Below are 14,862 nucleotides of genomic sequence, written 5' to 3'. Positions count from 1 at the left end.
ATTTCATACCAAATAATAATTGACATTCTTCATCAACGGAAATAAAATAAGTGTATACTAAATAAAAAAGAAGAGATGCCGTTATCATCTCTTCTGCATAGGTTTAGTGTGTTATTTGGGTAAAAAGCTAATCTTTGCGGTTAGCTTTTTTTATTATCGCGTATGCTTTAGCAAAGTTAATTGCTGCACGCGAGATAACAAGAACCACTACTGCTAGTGGAACAATCCCAATAACCCACTTTCTTCTGTATTCAAGCGATTCACCTCTTCATTAATTATTAAGGTGGAGATGAGGCTCAACACAGTAAACCTACTAAAGCTCCAATTGGTGATCAAATCAATTATCACTCTGTATATAATCATACCCAATTATTCTAAATAATGGAATAGTTAATTTTTAAAATGAAGTGAAAGGAGAAAGTTTCTTGGATAATCCTAACGAACAACAATTAGCCGGCATTTTCAAAGCTCTTTCTGAACCAAATCGGATTAAAATTCTTAGAATTCTCATGGAAAATAAAAATGAAATGACATGTGGCGAAGTTAGTTCCCATCTCAATCTATCCTTATCAACCGTCTCTTATCATTTCAAAATTCTCAGACACGCGGGATTAACCAATATGAGAAAAGCTGGGCAAACCAAATACCTATCCGTTAATCAAGACTTAATTAACAAAATTCACTTAAATAATGTTATTGAACAGAAGCCATAATTAGACTTCTGTTTTTATTTTGCTTTCAAGATACTTGCATCCAATTCTAGATGGGACTATTCTAATTATAATTTCGATAATTATCGAAATACATTTTACTAATTAGGAGGAATTACCTTGAAGAAAAAGAAGCAATGGACCAAGAAAAAAGTCCTCATCATCATTTCAGTGTTAATCGCCACGTTCATGACGTCGGTTGAGACCACCATTGTCACTACGGCTTTGCCCTCAATACTGAGTAGTTTGCACGGACTGGCTTTTCAAAGTTGGGTGTTCGCTACATATCTATTAACGACCACACTCAGTACACCCATTTACGGTAAATTAAGTGATCGAATTGGCAGGAAGCCCATTTTTCTCTTCGGCTTAGCAGTTTTCACGATTGGATCAATGGCCTGTGGACTCTCAACGAATATCGGCTTGCTGATTGCGGCGAGAGTCCTTCAAGGCCTGGGCGCAGGAGCCATTATGCCAATCACGTTTACCTTAATTGCCGACACGTTTCCACTAGAAGAACGCTCTAACATGATGGCATGGAACAACACCGCCTGGGGGATTTCAGCCTTAATTGGTCCCATCATTGGTGGTTTTATCGTTGACCAACTTAGCTGGCATTGGATTTTCTTCATCAATGTTCCACTGGGCATCATTGTATTCATTCTAATCTACTTTGGATATGCAGATCCCATTACCAAGAAAACATCCCTTAAAATGGATTATCTTGGCAGTACCTACTTAGCCTTGTTTCTAGTATCACTATTAGTTACCCTTCAATTTTTGGGTGAACAAAAAATCAACTTTTTCGTAATTATTATTGGTTTAATTATTATCTTAGTTTCATTTATCATGTTCATTCGTGCCGAAAGAAAAGCCAGCGATCCTGTTATTCCACTAAAACTATTTAAATCATGGACCTTTTCGGCCCAAATCTTAACGGCTTTACTACTGAGTGGAATTCAATTTGGTTTTCAAATTTACTTTCCAATGTGGTTACAGTCTATCTACCGGGTCTCAGCAACGATTGCAGGCTTGGCAATTACACCCAGTCCCGTTGCCTGGTTAATTACATCGTTCTTCGTTGGAGCGCTGATTAAGCGTTTCGCTCCAAAGTTCGTTACCATTCCGATTGCGATTATTCAATTTGCATTTTACCTCATTCTGGTATTCAGTTCCGTCTCCCTACCAATGATTTGGTTCTACATCATTTCAGGTGTCACTGGTGCCGGACTAGGAATCGTAATCACGATGAACACGGTGGTTGCGCAAGCAATCGTGCCCAAAGACAACGTCGGCGTCGCTTCCTCAATGATTACTTTGGGGAGGACACTTGGACAAACCGTTATGACTGGTGTATTCGGATTTATCTTTAACCTATCAATCAATCTAGGTCACAATCGTTATCCTGCCATCAACAGCAAACTTCTAAACGATGTAATTTCATCGAAAAATTCGGCTGGAGTTCATCTTCCAGTTAATATCAGTAATGATATCAATCAGATTCTACTTGGCGCCTTTCATAACGTCTTCTTGTTTGCACTGGTACTATTCATCATTATCGTGGTGGTAAATTTAGCGGATAAGTTGAATAAGCCGTTGGATGTAACAAATAAATAAGTGGTTTCAATATTTATCACAAGTTGTCTGCCCACTTATCAAAATCATCAATATTTCCAATTTTATTAGTTTTGCCGTTAAGAGCATCATTTCTAGCTTGAATATTTGCTAAAGTATCTTTATCATCGCGTACATTGCTTCTAGCTTTTCTTTTCCTTACCATAATTCCATCCCCCTTAGATCAATATTAAGGCATCATGTAAACAATGAAAACATGATATACACATTATTTATTATTAATAATTGAATAAAACTCAAAAAACATCCCCACTTCCAAAAAAGTGAGGATGTTTTTCGTATCTTATTTTGTGTAGGTTCTAATCTTTGGTGCCGTGTATGTGGTCATAAATTCATAGATTTCAGACAACGAATCCGAAAAAAGTAACTTTTTGCGATCTTCCACCGTCAAAAATTCCTTTTCGGTCATTTCATCAAACATTTGTTTAAGTGGGTCGTAGTATCCCTGGACGTTATACAACACGCATGGATCATCATTGTCGCCGATTCGAGCCCATGAAAACGCTTCAGATATCTCTTCTAGAGTCCCAGGACCACCGGGGAGTGCAATACAACCATCCGATTGAGTCAACATTTTCTGTTTGCGAATATCCATGTTGGGAACTACCTCTAAACTATTTAGGCCGTCCATGCTGGCACCACGGTCAACCAGTTCTTTTGGCATAATGCCGTGAACTACTCCACCAAGTTTTAAAACTGTCTTGGCAAGCAATCCCATGAGACCAACACCGCCACCACCATAAACTAACGCTAAGTCATGGTTAACCAACCATTTCGCTAATTTTTTGGTGGCCTCTTGGTATGCTGGATCATTTCCAGGAGCCGCACCACAAAATACTGCAACTGATTTCATATTCCGTTCTCCTTTAACTATTTTTATATCTCGTATAATACCACTCTAAACCAGTAGTAACGGGTAATTTAGCAAATTGTTTCATGTGAAACTATCTTAATTTTGTTTATTCATCATAAATACTGGCATCATATTTAAAGGGATGGTCCATAAATAACTGACTGTAAAACGCGATTTCGGAAAAAGCTCGATTCAATTTCTTTATGTCCACGGTTTTACCGGGAGCGTCTTTTAAAAAGCTCCCATCAGCAGCAAAATTTTTATCGACCTTTCGAATTAAAGTTGGCTTTGGCAGGGTAAATAGGCCCAGTTGTCCAAGCGTTGGTAACAAAGCCGGATAAGAAGATTGGCCACCTCGAGAATTATTAGAATAGGTAATAATCTTGGCCGGTTTGCCCTTGGCTTCAAACGCCAAAAAGTCGAGCGCATTCTTTAAAACAGCCGGAAACGAATGATTATATTCAGGGACCAAAAAGAGATAACCGTCCGCGTTTTGCATGTCATCCACCCATTTTTGTTCATTAGGTTTTAAAATCCGGTTTTGGTTGTCCATTGGTGCAACATCTTCATAGAAAAACGGCAAATCGTAGTCCGCCAAACTAATAAAATTGAAATCAGCATCATTAACCCGCTCAAAATCACCCTGTCGATTACGTAAGTACTTAAAGATCCGACGTCCCAGACTGGCCTTTCTTGAACTACTCAAAATAACGTTAATTGTCATTAAACATCACCTCAACCCATTTTCTAATCATTATACCTTTAAAATCAAAATAAAAAACCGAACCAGCTTTATCGCCAATCCGGAAATTTACTTATCAACTATTTCTTAGCTTCTTCTTTCGGACGATCAATTACCTTAACCTTATCGCCACCGATAATTAACTGATCACAAATATTTAAGAACAGACCGTGTTCAACAACTCCGGTGTAGTTCTTCAAGTTGTGAGCTAACTTTTGTAAGTCAGCATCTTCTGGAATTGTAATGTCGATTAGGTAGTTTCCTGAGTCAGTTTGAAGAATATCACCGTCATCTCTGAAGCGGAACTCTGGTTTGTATCCAGCTTCATTTAAGTAGCGGAAGACACCCATTCCACCGAACGGAATGACTTCAACTGGCAACTTCTGCCCAGCTAAGGTCTTGTGATACTTGGTCGAATCAACGATCCAAACGTTCTTGTCTGACATGGTTGCGACCAACTTCTCAAAGAGTAATGCAGCTCCTCCACCCTTGATTCCGTTGAGCTTGTCGTCAACGGCGTCGGCGCCATCAACCGTCAAATCCACCCGATCAATGGTATTAACGTCAAGCATCGGCATGCCAAGACTCTCAGCTAATTTCTCGGTGCCAACCGAAGTGGCGACACATTGAACATCTAAGCCTTCTTTTTTGATTCGTTCGTTAATGGCTTTGACGAAGTAGGCAGCCGTACTACCAGATCCAAGACCTAGCACAATGTGATTTGGAACTCGAGCAGCGGCGTATTCAGCAGCTTGTTTCTTCTCTTTTTCGATCACTTCTTTAGTCTTGGAAGTCTTGCTGATGACATCCAAGACATCTTTTTCATAAGGAATGGAGTTCTGTGCTCCAGCCACTTGAACCGTCAGTGATGAGGCGTGGTTAGCGTACAACATCGCATCCTTGATGTTAGCACTGTTTAAATCCAAACGTGATGCCAAGGCTCCGATGAAGGTGTCACCAGCAGCGGTTGTGTCAACAGCTTTGACTTTAAATGCTGGAATGAAGGCATGACTGGCTGGGGTTGCGTAGAATGAACCCTTGTCACCAACGGTGATGATAACCATTCTAATGCCTAGTTTAAAGAAGTATTCAGCGTTCTTCATCATGGAATCATCGTCAATCACCTTAATTCCAGTGAGGGCCTCTGCTTCAGTCTCGTTAGGGGTAATAATGTCAGTCAATTGAAGTAATTCTTCTGGTAACTTCTTAGCCGGGGCTGGGTTCAAAATGGTCTGAACCTCATTTTTCTTCGCAATCTTAAATGCTTCGATAATCGTTGGTACTGGAATTTCTAGTTGTGCAATCGCACGGTCCGCATTCTTAATGGCGTCTTCGTGTTGGTCAACGTCTTCTGGGGTCATGGCCATGTTGGCGCCCCCATAAACATAGATGGAATTCTGACCCGTACTATCAACGGTAATGTAAGCCTGTCCAGTCTGTTGCTTCTCCGTAGTAATCACGGAATCAAGGTTCATCCCGTCCTTTTTAAATCCTTCAATCATGAACTTAGCGTCTTCGTCATCACCTAGTTTAGTGATAAAAGTCGTATCGGCACCAGATCTTGCCGCAGCAATTGCCTGATTGGCACCCTTTCCGCCACCATGAGATTCCTGGTGATTCTTCACCGCCAGGGTTTCACCAGGTAACGCATATTTGTCAACGTTTAGAACCTTATCAACGTTGGTAGATCCAATCACAACAACTTTTTTACTCATTTTACTGCCTCCCTATTTGCAACCGCTTTCATTATGTATATCATATCATTGCGGGAAATAGTTGTATATAGATTTAGCTAAAATGATGTTTTTTAAACTTGTTTTCAATAGCAAGTTTATAAACATAGGAATTTTCACTCATTTAGCTACTTCAACCCTTCATCAGGATTATCAAACTTCTTATAATCATTACTTTTAATTGCTTTAGTTAAACGTTCATTTGGAGCATCAAATTGTTTTTTTGTTTCAGCATCTACTTTAAAACGAATTTGTGAATTACTAATAAACATCATGATTAATCCTCCTTATTTTTAAGATACCATAAATGACAATTGACACAAAAAAAGAGACACCCGCAGGCATCCCTTTAAACAATTTAATTAATTATTTCTTTGATTCGTCCAAAGCCTTTTTAGCTAATACGAAATCACCAAAAGTAGCGGAACCGTTGTGTGGTACGACTGGACGACTAATGTATTCGTCAAGGGGACCAACGTCAAGATAGTTATCAAACAACAGATTGAATTGGTCTCTAACCTTTTGAACAAATTGAGGAGTACATACACCTCCACCAAGCACAATTTGGTCGGGACGGAAGTTAACCGTTAAACTGATAACCCCTTGGGCAATGTAGTACGCAATGATGTTCCAAACTGGATCATCTGGCGGGGTATCTTGACCTTTAATGTTGTTTCGAGCTTCAAAAGTAGGACCAGAAGCAACCCCTTCAAGACAGTCACCGTGATAAGGACAAATTCCAGGAAAGTTCATGTCATCTTGGTGTCTCTTAACTCGAATGTGACCAAATTCAGGAGTTCCACGAACCCCTAAGAACTCATCTTTGATGACGGTTCCAGCACCAATCCCAGTTCCATCAGTGATGTAACTAACGGCTTCAATATTTTTATTAGCCTGTTTACGTTTGATGTATTCACCGTAAGCTGAACCGTTAACGTCGGTAGTCCAGTAAATTGGAACCCCAAATTCACGTTTCATGGTTCCAACAAAGTTGACGTTACTCCAACCCTTTTTAGGGGTTTTAATAATCCAACCGTATTTGTCAGAGTCTTTTCGAACGTCGATTGGTCCAAATGATGCAATCCCAAATGCATCAATGTGATCAAACTTCTTAAAGTACTCAACGACCTTTGCTAACGTTTCTTCTGGTGTCGTAGTTGGAATGTGGACACTATCAACAATATTGAAATCGTCATCACCAACCGCACAAACGAACTTTGTTCCACCTGCTTCAATACTTCCATATCGCATAAAAATGATCCCCTTTGCCATTTTTTTGTATCGTTTATTGTTAATAGTATAAAGCGCTTACATATTGATTGCAATAGTTTACTACAAAAATTGTTAAAAACTTAACTTAGAAATAACAAAAAGCCGGACTATTCACGTAGTCCAGCTTGATCTTATTTTTTCTTCGCAATTTTACCCTGTTGAATGTAAACGGAGAGAATGGCAATGTCAGAAGGATTGACCCCACTGATTCGGGCGGCCTGTGCGATCGTCTCCGGTTGGATTTTCTCCAATTTTTGGCGACCCTCAGTCGCGATCCCATCAATTACGGAGTAATCAATGTGATCAGGAATCTTTTTGGATTCCATTTTCTTCATGCGGGCGACCTTATCCTCTTCTTTTTTGATGTAGCCAGCGTACTTCGTTCTAATTTCGACCTGTTCCACCACTTCTGGATCCAATTTTTCGTCGGGTCCCGGAATAAAATCAAGTAACTTTTCGTAATTTACGTACGGCCGACGTAAGAACTGAGCCGCGATGATGCCGTCTTTTAACGGTTTATCACCCTGAGCTTCAACGAACTGGTTAACCTTTTCACTCGGTTTAATCCGAACGGTGTTCAACCGCTTGATTTCATCCTCAACGGCATTGCGTTTTCCAACAAACTTGTCATAGCGTTCGTCTGAAATGAGACCCAACTGGTGACCAATTGGTGTCAGCCGCATGTCAGCATTGTCGTTTCTAAGCAGGAGTCGATATTCAGCCCGACTCGTTAGGAGTCGGTACGGTTCGTTGGTTCCCTTTGTAACCAGGTCATCGATTAGAACGCCAATGTATCCTTGGTCCCGCTGCAAAATCAACGGGTCTTTCCCTTGAATCTTAAGGGCAGCGTTAATTCCAGCGATCAAGCCTTGTCCCGCGGCCTCTTCGTATCCCGAGGTTCCGTTGGTTTGACCCGCGCTAAATAATCCACTAACTTTCTTGGTTTCAAGCGTTGGCTTCAATTGATATGGAGAGATAATGTCATACTCAATCGCATAACCGGGACGCATCATCTTCGCGTCTTCAAGGCCCTTCACAGAATGTAACATCTGTTGTTGAACCTCTTCTGGAAGGGAGGTCGACATCCCATCGACGTACCACTCTTCGTTGTGGCGTCCTTCTGGTTCCAAGAAGACCTGGTGGCGCTTTTTGTCCGCAAACCGAACGACCTTGTCCTCAATTGATGGACAGTAACGAGGACCGACCCCCTCGATGACCCCAGTAAACATCGGAGCGCGATCCAAATTATCCTTGATAATCTGATGGGTTTCTTCATTAGTGTACGTCAACCAGCACGAAATCTGCTTTGAAACCGGTAAATAATCGGCATACGGAGTGGTGTAACTGAAATGATGGGGCGTTTCGTCGCCCGGTTGCTCCTCCGCTTCATCGTAGTGAATGGTATCACCGTTGACACGCGGTGGCGTTCCCGTCTTAAAGCGCTTCAGTTCAAAGCCCAAATCTTCCAGGTTTTCTGAAAGATGAATGGCTGGAATTGAGTTGTTTGGGCCCGAGGAATACATCAGTTCACCAATAATGATCTTACCACGAGCGGCCGTCCCGGCACAGATGACCACGGCTTGGGAGTGATATTTGGCACCCGTATTGGTAACCACACCCTCAACCTGACCGTCTTTCACGATTAAACGCTCCACGATTCCCTGACGAAGCGTCAAGTTGGGTTCTTTTTCCAGGGTGTTCTTCATTTCATGGTGGTAGGCGTGCTTATCAGCTTGCGCCCGTAAAGCTCTGACGGCAGGACCCTTCCCGGTGTTTAACATCCGCATTTGAATGTAGGTCTTGTCGATGTTTTTCCCCATTTCACCACCAAGGGCGTCGATTTCTCTTACGACCGTTCCCTTAGCGGGGCCACCAACCGACGGATTACATGGCATAAACGCCACCATATCAAGATTAATTGTCACAAGCAGTGTTTTTTGACCCATGCGGGCAGCGGCTAGTGCGGCTTCACAGCCAGCGTGTCCGGCTCCAACGACGATGACGTCGTAATCGCCACCATTGTAGGTCTGCTTCACTTCTTGCTGTATCATTTTATTCATTTAAAAACCTCCATTGAGTCAAAGTCTTATTTACCCAAACAGAACTGACTAAATAATTGATCCAACAATTCGCCATCGTAACTATCACCAGTAATTTCACCCAGTAAATCCCAAGCGTTCGTCATGTCAATTTGAACTAAATCAACGGGCATCCCGTTATTTAACCCATTTTCAACGGACTGAAGGGAATCACTGGCCTGTTGTAAGAGACTAATATGCCTGGCATTGGTGACCATAACGTCGTTTTGAGAACTCTTAATGCCACCAGTGAAGAACATCTTCGAAATCGTATCCTCTAAGGATTTGGTTCCGTTATCCTTTACGGCTTGGGTCTTAATCACGTTGTCAGCGTGATAGCGGTTCTTTAACTCATCAACATCAATTTTTTCTGGTAAATCCGTTTTATTCAATAGGATAATCCGCTTGCTGTGCTGCGTCAGATCCAAAAGTTCCCGATCTTCGTCAGTCAACGGTTCACTAGCGTTTAACACTAGTAGTACCAAATCAGCCTGCTTGATGGCTTTTCTAGAACGATCGACTCCAATTTTTTCAACTTTATCGTTAGTATCACGAATCCCAGCGGTATCAACTAGGTGCAAAGGAATGCCAGAAACGTTAACGTATTCGTCCAAAACATCCCGCGTGGTTCCCGGCACGTCGGTTACAATCGCCTTGTCTTCGTGTAAGAGACGGTTCAATAAACTCGACTTACCAACGTTGGGCCGTCCAATGATAGCGGTGTTTAAACCATCTCGTAAGACTTTTCCTTGTTTAGCCGTTTTTAGCAATTGATCAATCTGCGCCTTTAGTTCCTTGGACTTATCCATTAAAAGCTTCGACGTCATCGTCTCCACGTCATCGTACTCCGGGTAGTCAATGTTGACTTCGACCTGAGCCAGCACGTCTAAGATGTCTTGACGCAGGTGCTTAATTAAATGAGAAAGGTTCCCATCGAGCTGATTTAAAGCCGCTTTCATCGATTCGTCAGTCTTCGCTTCAATCAGATCCATGACAGCTTCAGACTGCGACAAATCCAATCGCCCATTTAGAAAGGCCCGCTTAGTGAATTCACCCGGCTCCGCCATTCTGGCACCGTTACTTAGGACCAACTGCAAAATCTTGTTGGTTGCCACAATTCCACCGTGACAGTTAATCTCAATAATATCTTCCTTGGTATACGTCTTGGGTGCTCTCATGACCGAGAGCATCACTTCATCAACTTCACTGTTGTGGTCTGCTGGATCAACAATGTGACCATAGTTAATCGTGTTCGATGCTACCTTTTCGAGGTTCTTGCCCCGATAAATCTTTTCAGCCACTTTCATTGCATCAGATCCACTAACCCGGACAATCGAAATGCCACCTTCACCAGGTGGGGTCGAAATTGCCGCAATAGTATCGTAATCAGTCGTTGTCAGTGCCATTTTGAAAACTCCTTTCTCATTTTTAATCGCATAAAAAAAGTACTTAAGCCACGCCTGTTGCGTGGATAAAGTACTTTCACTACTTTACCTATTCGAATTTACAATCCTACACATAATAGGACGAAAGTTTTATTTTGTCAATCATTTTACCGTGGAGCTACCACGATTGAACGATGGGGTTCCCGTCCTGCCGAATATGTCATCACGTAGGGGTTATCTTCAAGCGTCACGTGAATCTGTTTGCGCTCAAAAGATGGCATCGGGTCCAAATAGACCGGCTTGCCGGTGGCGGCGACCTCTCTTGCGGTTCGCTCAGCTAGACTAGTAAGGATCTGAAGTCTCCGACTGCGATAATTAGCCGTATCCAGCTCAACTTCAAGGTAGCTAATCCCCATGTTATTTAGATAAATCCCACTTAACTCCTGTAAGGCATTGATGGTCCGACCGTGTTTGCCAATCAAAAGCCCCTCTTTGGGCGTATCAAAGTTAATGATCACGTGCCGATTGTTTGGCATCTCATAACTTAGCTCGGCCTCAATCCCCATCTGATCAGTAATTGCTTGTAAATATTTAATTAGTCCACTAATAGCTTCAACGTTTCTAGCGTGGCGATCCTCTGTTTGAACTGGATTAGCAACCGCCGTGCTCGCTTCTCTTTTAATTTTTAACTTGCCACCTGCTGGTTTTGGGTCTGGAGCAGATGAGTTCAATTCCATTTCAACTTCTGCGGGATGTTTAAAAAGTCCGAAAAATCCCTTACTTGCGGTTTTAATAACTTTAATTTCAACATTATTTCGATTAGTATCAAGTGATTTTAAGCCATTTTTAACGGCTTCTTCGATGGTGGCTCCGGTGTATTTCGTCATTATTGTTCTCCTATTTTTGTAAACGTCTAACGCTATTAATCTTAGCACAAATTAAATAGCTGTTGGAATAGGATTTTAGAGATGTAATATTACATTTGTCACAAAAATAAAAAAAGCAGACCAACGTCTGCTTTTTGTTTAGTAATCTATTTGTGATGTTTACTCTGCTTGGCCTTTCGAATGGCCTTTTTCACGGCGCGATCGTGTTGACGCTTTTCACGTTCTTTTTCTTCACGTTCACGATTAATCTTCCAAGGGTTCTGAATCAATAACGTTTGAACTACTTGGAACGCATTGGTTACCACCCAGTATAGTGACAAAGCTGATGGCACGTTTAACGCGGTGAAGAAGATAATGATTGGCATCCCAATCGTCATCATCGTGGTCATTCCGTTTGATTCGGGTTGCCCCTTCATTGACAACCACGAACTAAGGAACGTGAACACGGCGGCCAAAACTGGCAGAATGTAGTACGGATCTGGAGTTCCCAGCTGTAACCACAAGAAGTGACCAGTTCGAAGGATGTGAGTTCGCCAGATGGCTTGATACAAGGCGAAGATCACTGGCAACTGGACTACCATTGGCAAACAGCCGGCCCATGGATTAATTCCTGCTTCCTTGTAGAGCTTCTGCTGCTCGGTCTGCAGTTTTTCCATGGTCTCTGAATCTTTACTGGAGTACTTCTTTTGCAGGGCCTTCAATTGGGGCTGAATTTCCTGAGTCTTCTTCATACTCTTGGTCTGATACATCATTAACGGAAGAAGAATAATTCTAACCAAAATGGTGAAGAGGATAATTCCAATTCCATAGTTATCGCCAAAGAACTTTGATAACCAAATAATCACTCTTGAGAAATTCAAGACAACTAAGCCATCCCAAATTCCTTTACTATGACTAGTAATTGGGGCGTTACTACATGCCGTAAGCACCAGACCAATACTGGCAATTGCAAGTGTAGTAGCGATTCGTTTAAGTTTTTTCAATTTTATTCCTCGCTATAATCAGAATCTAGTAAATGAGCTAACTTTAAAACATGAATTAGACTTGCCTTAACGTCTTTTTGTGACATCGCATCCGCTCTCGGTCTCGCAATGATTAAAAAATCAACGTCCGTTTTTAGGTCTGGCTTTAATTCGGTGATCGACTGGCGAATCCTACGTTTAACCCAGTTGCGATGCACGGCATTTCCAATCTTCTTTCCAACGGAAATCCCGATGCGGAAATGTTTTTGTCCCGGCTTTTCCAGTTGATACACGACAAATTGTCGATTAGCAACCGAATCATGTTTTTCGAAAACCTTTTGAAAGTCAGCTTCTTTTTTGACACGGTACGATTTTCTCATGAATAATCTCCAAGTATTTTCAAAAAATAATGAAAAAGACCACTGAATGGTCAGTGGCCTATGCCGATAATACTTTTCTACCTTTTTGACGTCGATGTGCTAACACTTTGCGACCTTTGCCAGTGCTCATACGTTTTCTAAATCCGTGAACGCGGTTTCTACGACGTTTCTTTGGTTGGTAAGTTCTTTTCATTACTAACCCTCCTTACTAATTAATCGCCTATATTAAATTGTTTATTCAATAGCTTTTCTAACTTATAGTATCACAAATCGACCAATCTTCAAATAGGGATTTTAAATTCATAGGTAACACTCCGTTCGATTCAAAAAAGTTTCATAAAATTTACTTGTGGATTATTGTGGATAACTCATCCCGTAATTAACACGAATTCAACACGTTTTTAAACAAAAACACAGCATGTTAACAACGTTAACCACAATCTGTGGATAAAATCAATAATAGTGCTGACATCCCCGTCACATTAATAATTAGTTGTCCACATTTTCGTGTTAATTACCTAAAATATTCGCGTGATTTTGATATTTATTAACAACGCTGTGGATAAACAGTAAACAGGGTGTGAAACATTTGTCCACACCCTGTTTTTTCTGTGGAAAACTTTTTTTAAAAATGATATTATACATTCATAATTTAAACACAAGGAGTCACTCTCAATGGATCAAAACGAATTATGGAACAAAATTAAAAGTAAATTTAAAGCGGATCCGAAATTTGAGGGAACGACATATGATACATGGATCGCCACCGTGAACCCAATCTCATATGATGGCGATACCCTAACACTCGAATTACCATCCTCGCTTCACCGTGACTACTGGGAGAAAATGCTTAAAAGTCAGCTGGTTGAGTACGCTTATGCTATTACTTACAAGAACATTTCACCAAAATTTGTTCTAGAAGAAGAATTAAAAAAGAAGCAAACCCCAGCTCCTACACCGGAAAACGAGAGCGAAAAGTCATATAGTTACACCGACACGCACTTGGAGCCCAATTACACCTTTGAAACCTTCGTGATTGGACAGGGTAACAAGATGGCTCAGGCCGCAGCGTTAGCGGTCAGTGAATCACCCGGAAAATTGTACAATCCACTCTTCTTATATGGTGGAGTTGGTTTAGGTAAGACCCACTTGATGCACGCGATTGGCAACAACATTATCAAACACGACCCGAGTCAGCGGGTGATGTACGTTACAAGTGAGAAATTCGCCAACGACTTTATCGGTGCCATCCAAAACAATAAGATGGATGATTTCAGAAACGTTTACCGAAACGTCGACGTCCTCTTAGTTGATGACATCCAGTTTTTTGGTAATAAAGAAGGAACTCAGGATGAGTTTTTTAACACCTTTCAAGCGTTATATTCCAATCACAAGCAGATTGTGCTAACGTCTGACCGTTTGCCAAACGAAGTGCCAAAACTAAAAGACCGGTTGGTATCCCGGTTTGCGTGGGGCCTGTCCGTTGACATTACCGCTCCCGATTTAGAGACACGAACCGCTATCCTTAGGGCCAAGGCCAAAGCTGACAACATGAACATTCCAGCGGACGCATTAGGCTACATCGCGAGCCAAATTGAGTCTAACGTCAGAGAACTAGAGGGGGCGTTATCAAGGGTTCAGGCTTTTTCCAAACTCAATAACGCTCCCATTGACACTGAACTAGTGGCAAACGCCCTAAGGCCGCTGAAGTTGGCCAAGGCGCGCTCGGCTCTGACCGTGTCAGACATTATCTCGAAAGTCGCCTCTTACTATCACATTAGTGTAAAGGAAATTAAGGGCACCAAACGGGTCAAGGCCATCGTGGTTCCTAGACAGGTTGCCATGTACCTGTCACGTGAAATGACCGACAATTCGCTTCCAAAAATTGGCGACGAATTTGGTGGTAAGGATCACACTACCGTCATTCACGCCTACGACAAGATTAGTAAAATGGCCGCAAATGACTCTGATCTGAGTAAGCAAATCTCAGACATCAAGACGGAACTCCAGCACTAAGCGTTGCTCGGTTTAAAAATGTTATAATAACGGGTGTGGATAAACGGGAATTTAACCGTTGATTTACCCACAAAGTTATCCACAGTTGATAACTTTTATTCTGTAACTAATCATTGAGTTATCCACAGTATTAACAGTGCCTACTGCTTCTACTGTTTTTTATCTTTTTAATTAAGTAAATAAACATGCACCACATTTTGAGGGGGAAA

At 41.5% G+C, this 14,862-nt stretch carries 15 protein-coding genes; 3 read left to right on the top strand and 12 right to left on the bottom strand.

Features of this window, described 5'->3' with window-relative positions; translation table 11 throughout:
• The first annotated feature begins 425 nt into the window (after positions 1-425).
• Both AC6UD8_RS05340 and AC6UD8_RS05335 read left to right on the top strand, forming a co-directional pair.
• A complete protein-coding gene (locus AC6UD8_RS05340; RefSeq protein WP_500699713.1) occupies positions 426-713 on the top strand; it encodes an ArsR/SmtB family transcription factor in 288 nt (95 codons plus the stop codon).
• 117 nt (positions 714-830) lie between these two features.
• Positions 831-2,327, top strand: coding sequence for an MFS transporter (locus tag AC6UD8_RS05335; RefSeq protein ID WP_500699712.1), 1,497 nt, complete (start codon positions 831-833; stop codon positions 2,325-2,327).
• Between the two features lie 16 nt (positions 2,328-2,343).
• Here AC6UD8_RS05335 and AC6UD8_RS05330 read toward each other — a convergent pair whose 3' ends face one another.
• From AC6UD8_RS05330 to rpmH, 12 genes are all read right to left on the bottom strand, one after another.
• On the bottom strand, positions 2,344-2,490 hold the full coding sequence (locus tag AC6UD8_RS05330; RefSeq protein WP_500699711.1) for a hypothetical protein: 147 nt from the start codon (positions 2,488-2,490) through the stop codon (positions 2,344-2,346).
• Positions 2,491-2,628: 138 nt separating this feature from the next.
• Positions 2,629-3,198, bottom strand: a complete 570-nt coding sequence (locus AC6UD8_RS05325; protein WP_500699710.1) for an LOG family protein — start codon at positions 3,196-3,198, stop codon at positions 2,629-2,631.
• Positions 3,199-3,304: 106 nt separating this feature from the next.
• Positions 3,305-3,922 (bottom strand): NADPH-dependent FMN reductase, encoded by a 618-nt coding sequence (locus AC6UD8_RS05320; protein WP_500699709.1) that lies wholly within the window; start codon positions 3,920-3,922, stop codon positions 3,305-3,307.
• Between the two features lie 98 nt (positions 3,923-4,020).
• Complete coding sequence (gene rbsK, locus AC6UD8_RS05315) at positions 4,021-5,655, bottom strand: ribokinase (protein WP_500699708.1); 1,635 nt, start codon at positions 5,653-5,655, stop codon at positions 4,021-4,023.
• 146 nt (positions 5,656-5,801) lie between these two features.
• Positions 5,802-5,948 (bottom strand): hypothetical protein, encoded by a 147-nt coding sequence (locus AC6UD8_RS05310; RefSeq protein ID WP_500699707.1) that lies wholly within the window; start codon positions 5,946-5,948, stop codon positions 5,802-5,804.
• Positions 5,949-6,039: 91 nt separating this feature from the next.
• Positions 6,040-6,924, bottom strand: a complete 885-nt coding sequence (locus AC6UD8_RS05305; RefSeq protein WP_500694214.1) for an ROK family protein — start codon at positions 6,922-6,924, stop codon at positions 6,040-6,042.
• Between the two features lie 152 nt (positions 6,925-7,076).
• Positions 7,077-9,005, bottom strand: a complete 1,929-nt coding sequence (gene mnmG, locus AC6UD8_RS05300) for a tRNA uridine-5-carboxymethylaminomethyl(34) synthesis enzyme MnmG (protein WP_500699706.1) — start codon at positions 9,003-9,005, stop codon at positions 7,077-7,079.
• Between the two features lie 26 nt (positions 9,006-9,031).
• Positions 9,032-10,429 carry a tRNA uridine-5-carboxymethylaminomethyl(34) synthesis GTPase MnmE gene (gene mnmE / locus AC6UD8_RS05295; protein WP_500699705.1) on the bottom strand — a complete coding sequence of 466 codons (1,398 nt, stop codon included), beginning with the start codon at positions 10,427-10,429 and terminating at the stop codon, positions 9,032-9,034.
• A 146-nt stretch (positions 10,430-10,575) separates the two neighbouring features.
• Positions 10,576-11,295: an RNA-binding cell elongation regulator Jag/EloR gene (gene jag, locus AC6UD8_RS05290; RefSeq protein ID WP_500699704.1), complete on the bottom strand. Its 720-nt coding sequence runs from the start codon at positions 11,293-11,295 to the stop codon at positions 10,576-10,578.
• A gap of 146 nt (positions 11,296-11,441) precedes the next feature.
• The gene (locus AC6UD8_RS05285; protein WP_500696254.1) at positions 11,442-12,278 is read right to left on the bottom strand and encodes a YidC/Oxa1 family membrane protein insertase; all 837 of its coding nucleotides are present in this window, start codon (positions 12,276-12,278) and stop codon (positions 11,442-11,444) included.
• 2 nt (positions 12,279-12,280) lie between these two features.
• Positions 12,281-12,637 (bottom strand): ribonuclease P protein component, encoded by a 357-nt coding sequence (rnpA, locus tag AC6UD8_RS05280; RefSeq protein ID WP_500695946.1) that lies wholly within the window; start codon positions 12,635-12,637, stop codon positions 12,281-12,283.
• 58 nt (positions 12,638-12,695) lie between these two features.
• The gene (gene rpmH, locus AC6UD8_RS05275) at positions 12,696-12,830 is read right to left on the bottom strand and encodes a 50S ribosomal protein L34 (RefSeq protein WP_500694208.1); all 135 of its coding nucleotides are present in this window, start codon (positions 12,828-12,830) and stop codon (positions 12,696-12,698) included.
• A gap of 482 nt (positions 12,831-13,312) precedes the next feature.
• Between rpmH and dnaA the strand changes: the two genes are divergently transcribed.
• Complete coding sequence (gene dnaA / locus AC6UD8_RS05270) at positions 13,313-14,653, top strand: chromosomal replication initiator protein DnaA (protein WP_500699703.1); 1,341 nt, start codon at positions 13,313-13,315, stop codon at positions 14,651-14,653.
• Positions 14,654-14,862: the final 209 nt, after the last annotated feature.

Source organism: Fructilactobacillus sp. X1R3C1 (assembly GCF_059901545.1).
The sequence above is the reverse complement of the archived record's forward strand: the minus strand, read 5'-3'. Positions and strand labels throughout refer to the sequence as shown.

Bases quoted from the DNA above. Each gene is read 5' to 3' on its own strand.
- AC6UD8_RS05330 (WP_500699711.1), bottom strand. From the start codon at position 2,490: ATGGTAAGGAAAAGAAAAGCTAGAAGCAATGTACGCGATGATAAAGAT.
- AC6UD8_RS05325 (WP_500699710.1), bottom strand. From the start codon at position 3,198: ATGAAATCAGTTGCAGTATTTTGTGGTGCGGCTCCTGGAAATGATCCA.
- AC6UD8_RS05320 (WP_500699709.1), bottom strand. From the start codon at position 3,922: ATGACAATTAACGTTATTTTGAGTAGTTCAAGAAAGGCCAGTCTGGGA.
- rbsK (WP_500699708.1), bottom strand. From the start codon at position 5,655: ATGAGTAAAAAAGTTGTTGTGATTGGATCTACCAACGTTGATAAGGTT.
- AC6UD8_RS05310 (WP_500699707.1), bottom strand. From the start codon at position 5,948: ATGATGTTTATTAGTAATTCACAAATTCGTTTTAAAGTAGATGCTGAA.
- AC6UD8_RS05305 (WP_500694214.1), bottom strand. From the start codon at position 6,924: ATGCGATATGGAAGTATTGAAGCAGGTGGAACAAAGTTCGTTTGTGCG.
- mnmG (WP_500699706.1), bottom strand. From the start codon at position 9,005: ATGAATAAAATGATACAGCAAGAAGTGAAGCAGACCTACAATGGTGGC.
- mnmE (WP_500699705.1), bottom strand. From the start codon at position 10,429: ATGGCACTGACAACGACTGATTACGATACTATTGCGGCAATTTCGACC.
- jag (WP_500699704.1), bottom strand. From the start codon at position 11,295: ATGACGAAATACACCGGAGCCACCATCGAAGAAGCCGTTAAAAATGGC.
- rnpA (WP_500695946.1), bottom strand. From the start codon at position 12,637: ATGAGAAAATCGTACCGTGTCAAAAAAGAAGCTGACTTTCAAAAGGTT.
- rpmH (WP_500694208.1), bottom strand. From the start codon at position 12,830: ATGAAAAGAACTTACCAACCAAAGAAACGTCGTAGAAACCGCGTTCAC.
- dnaA (WP_500699703.1), top strand. From the start codon at position 13,313: ATGGATCAAAACGAATTATGGAACAAAATTAAAAGTAAATTTAAAGCG.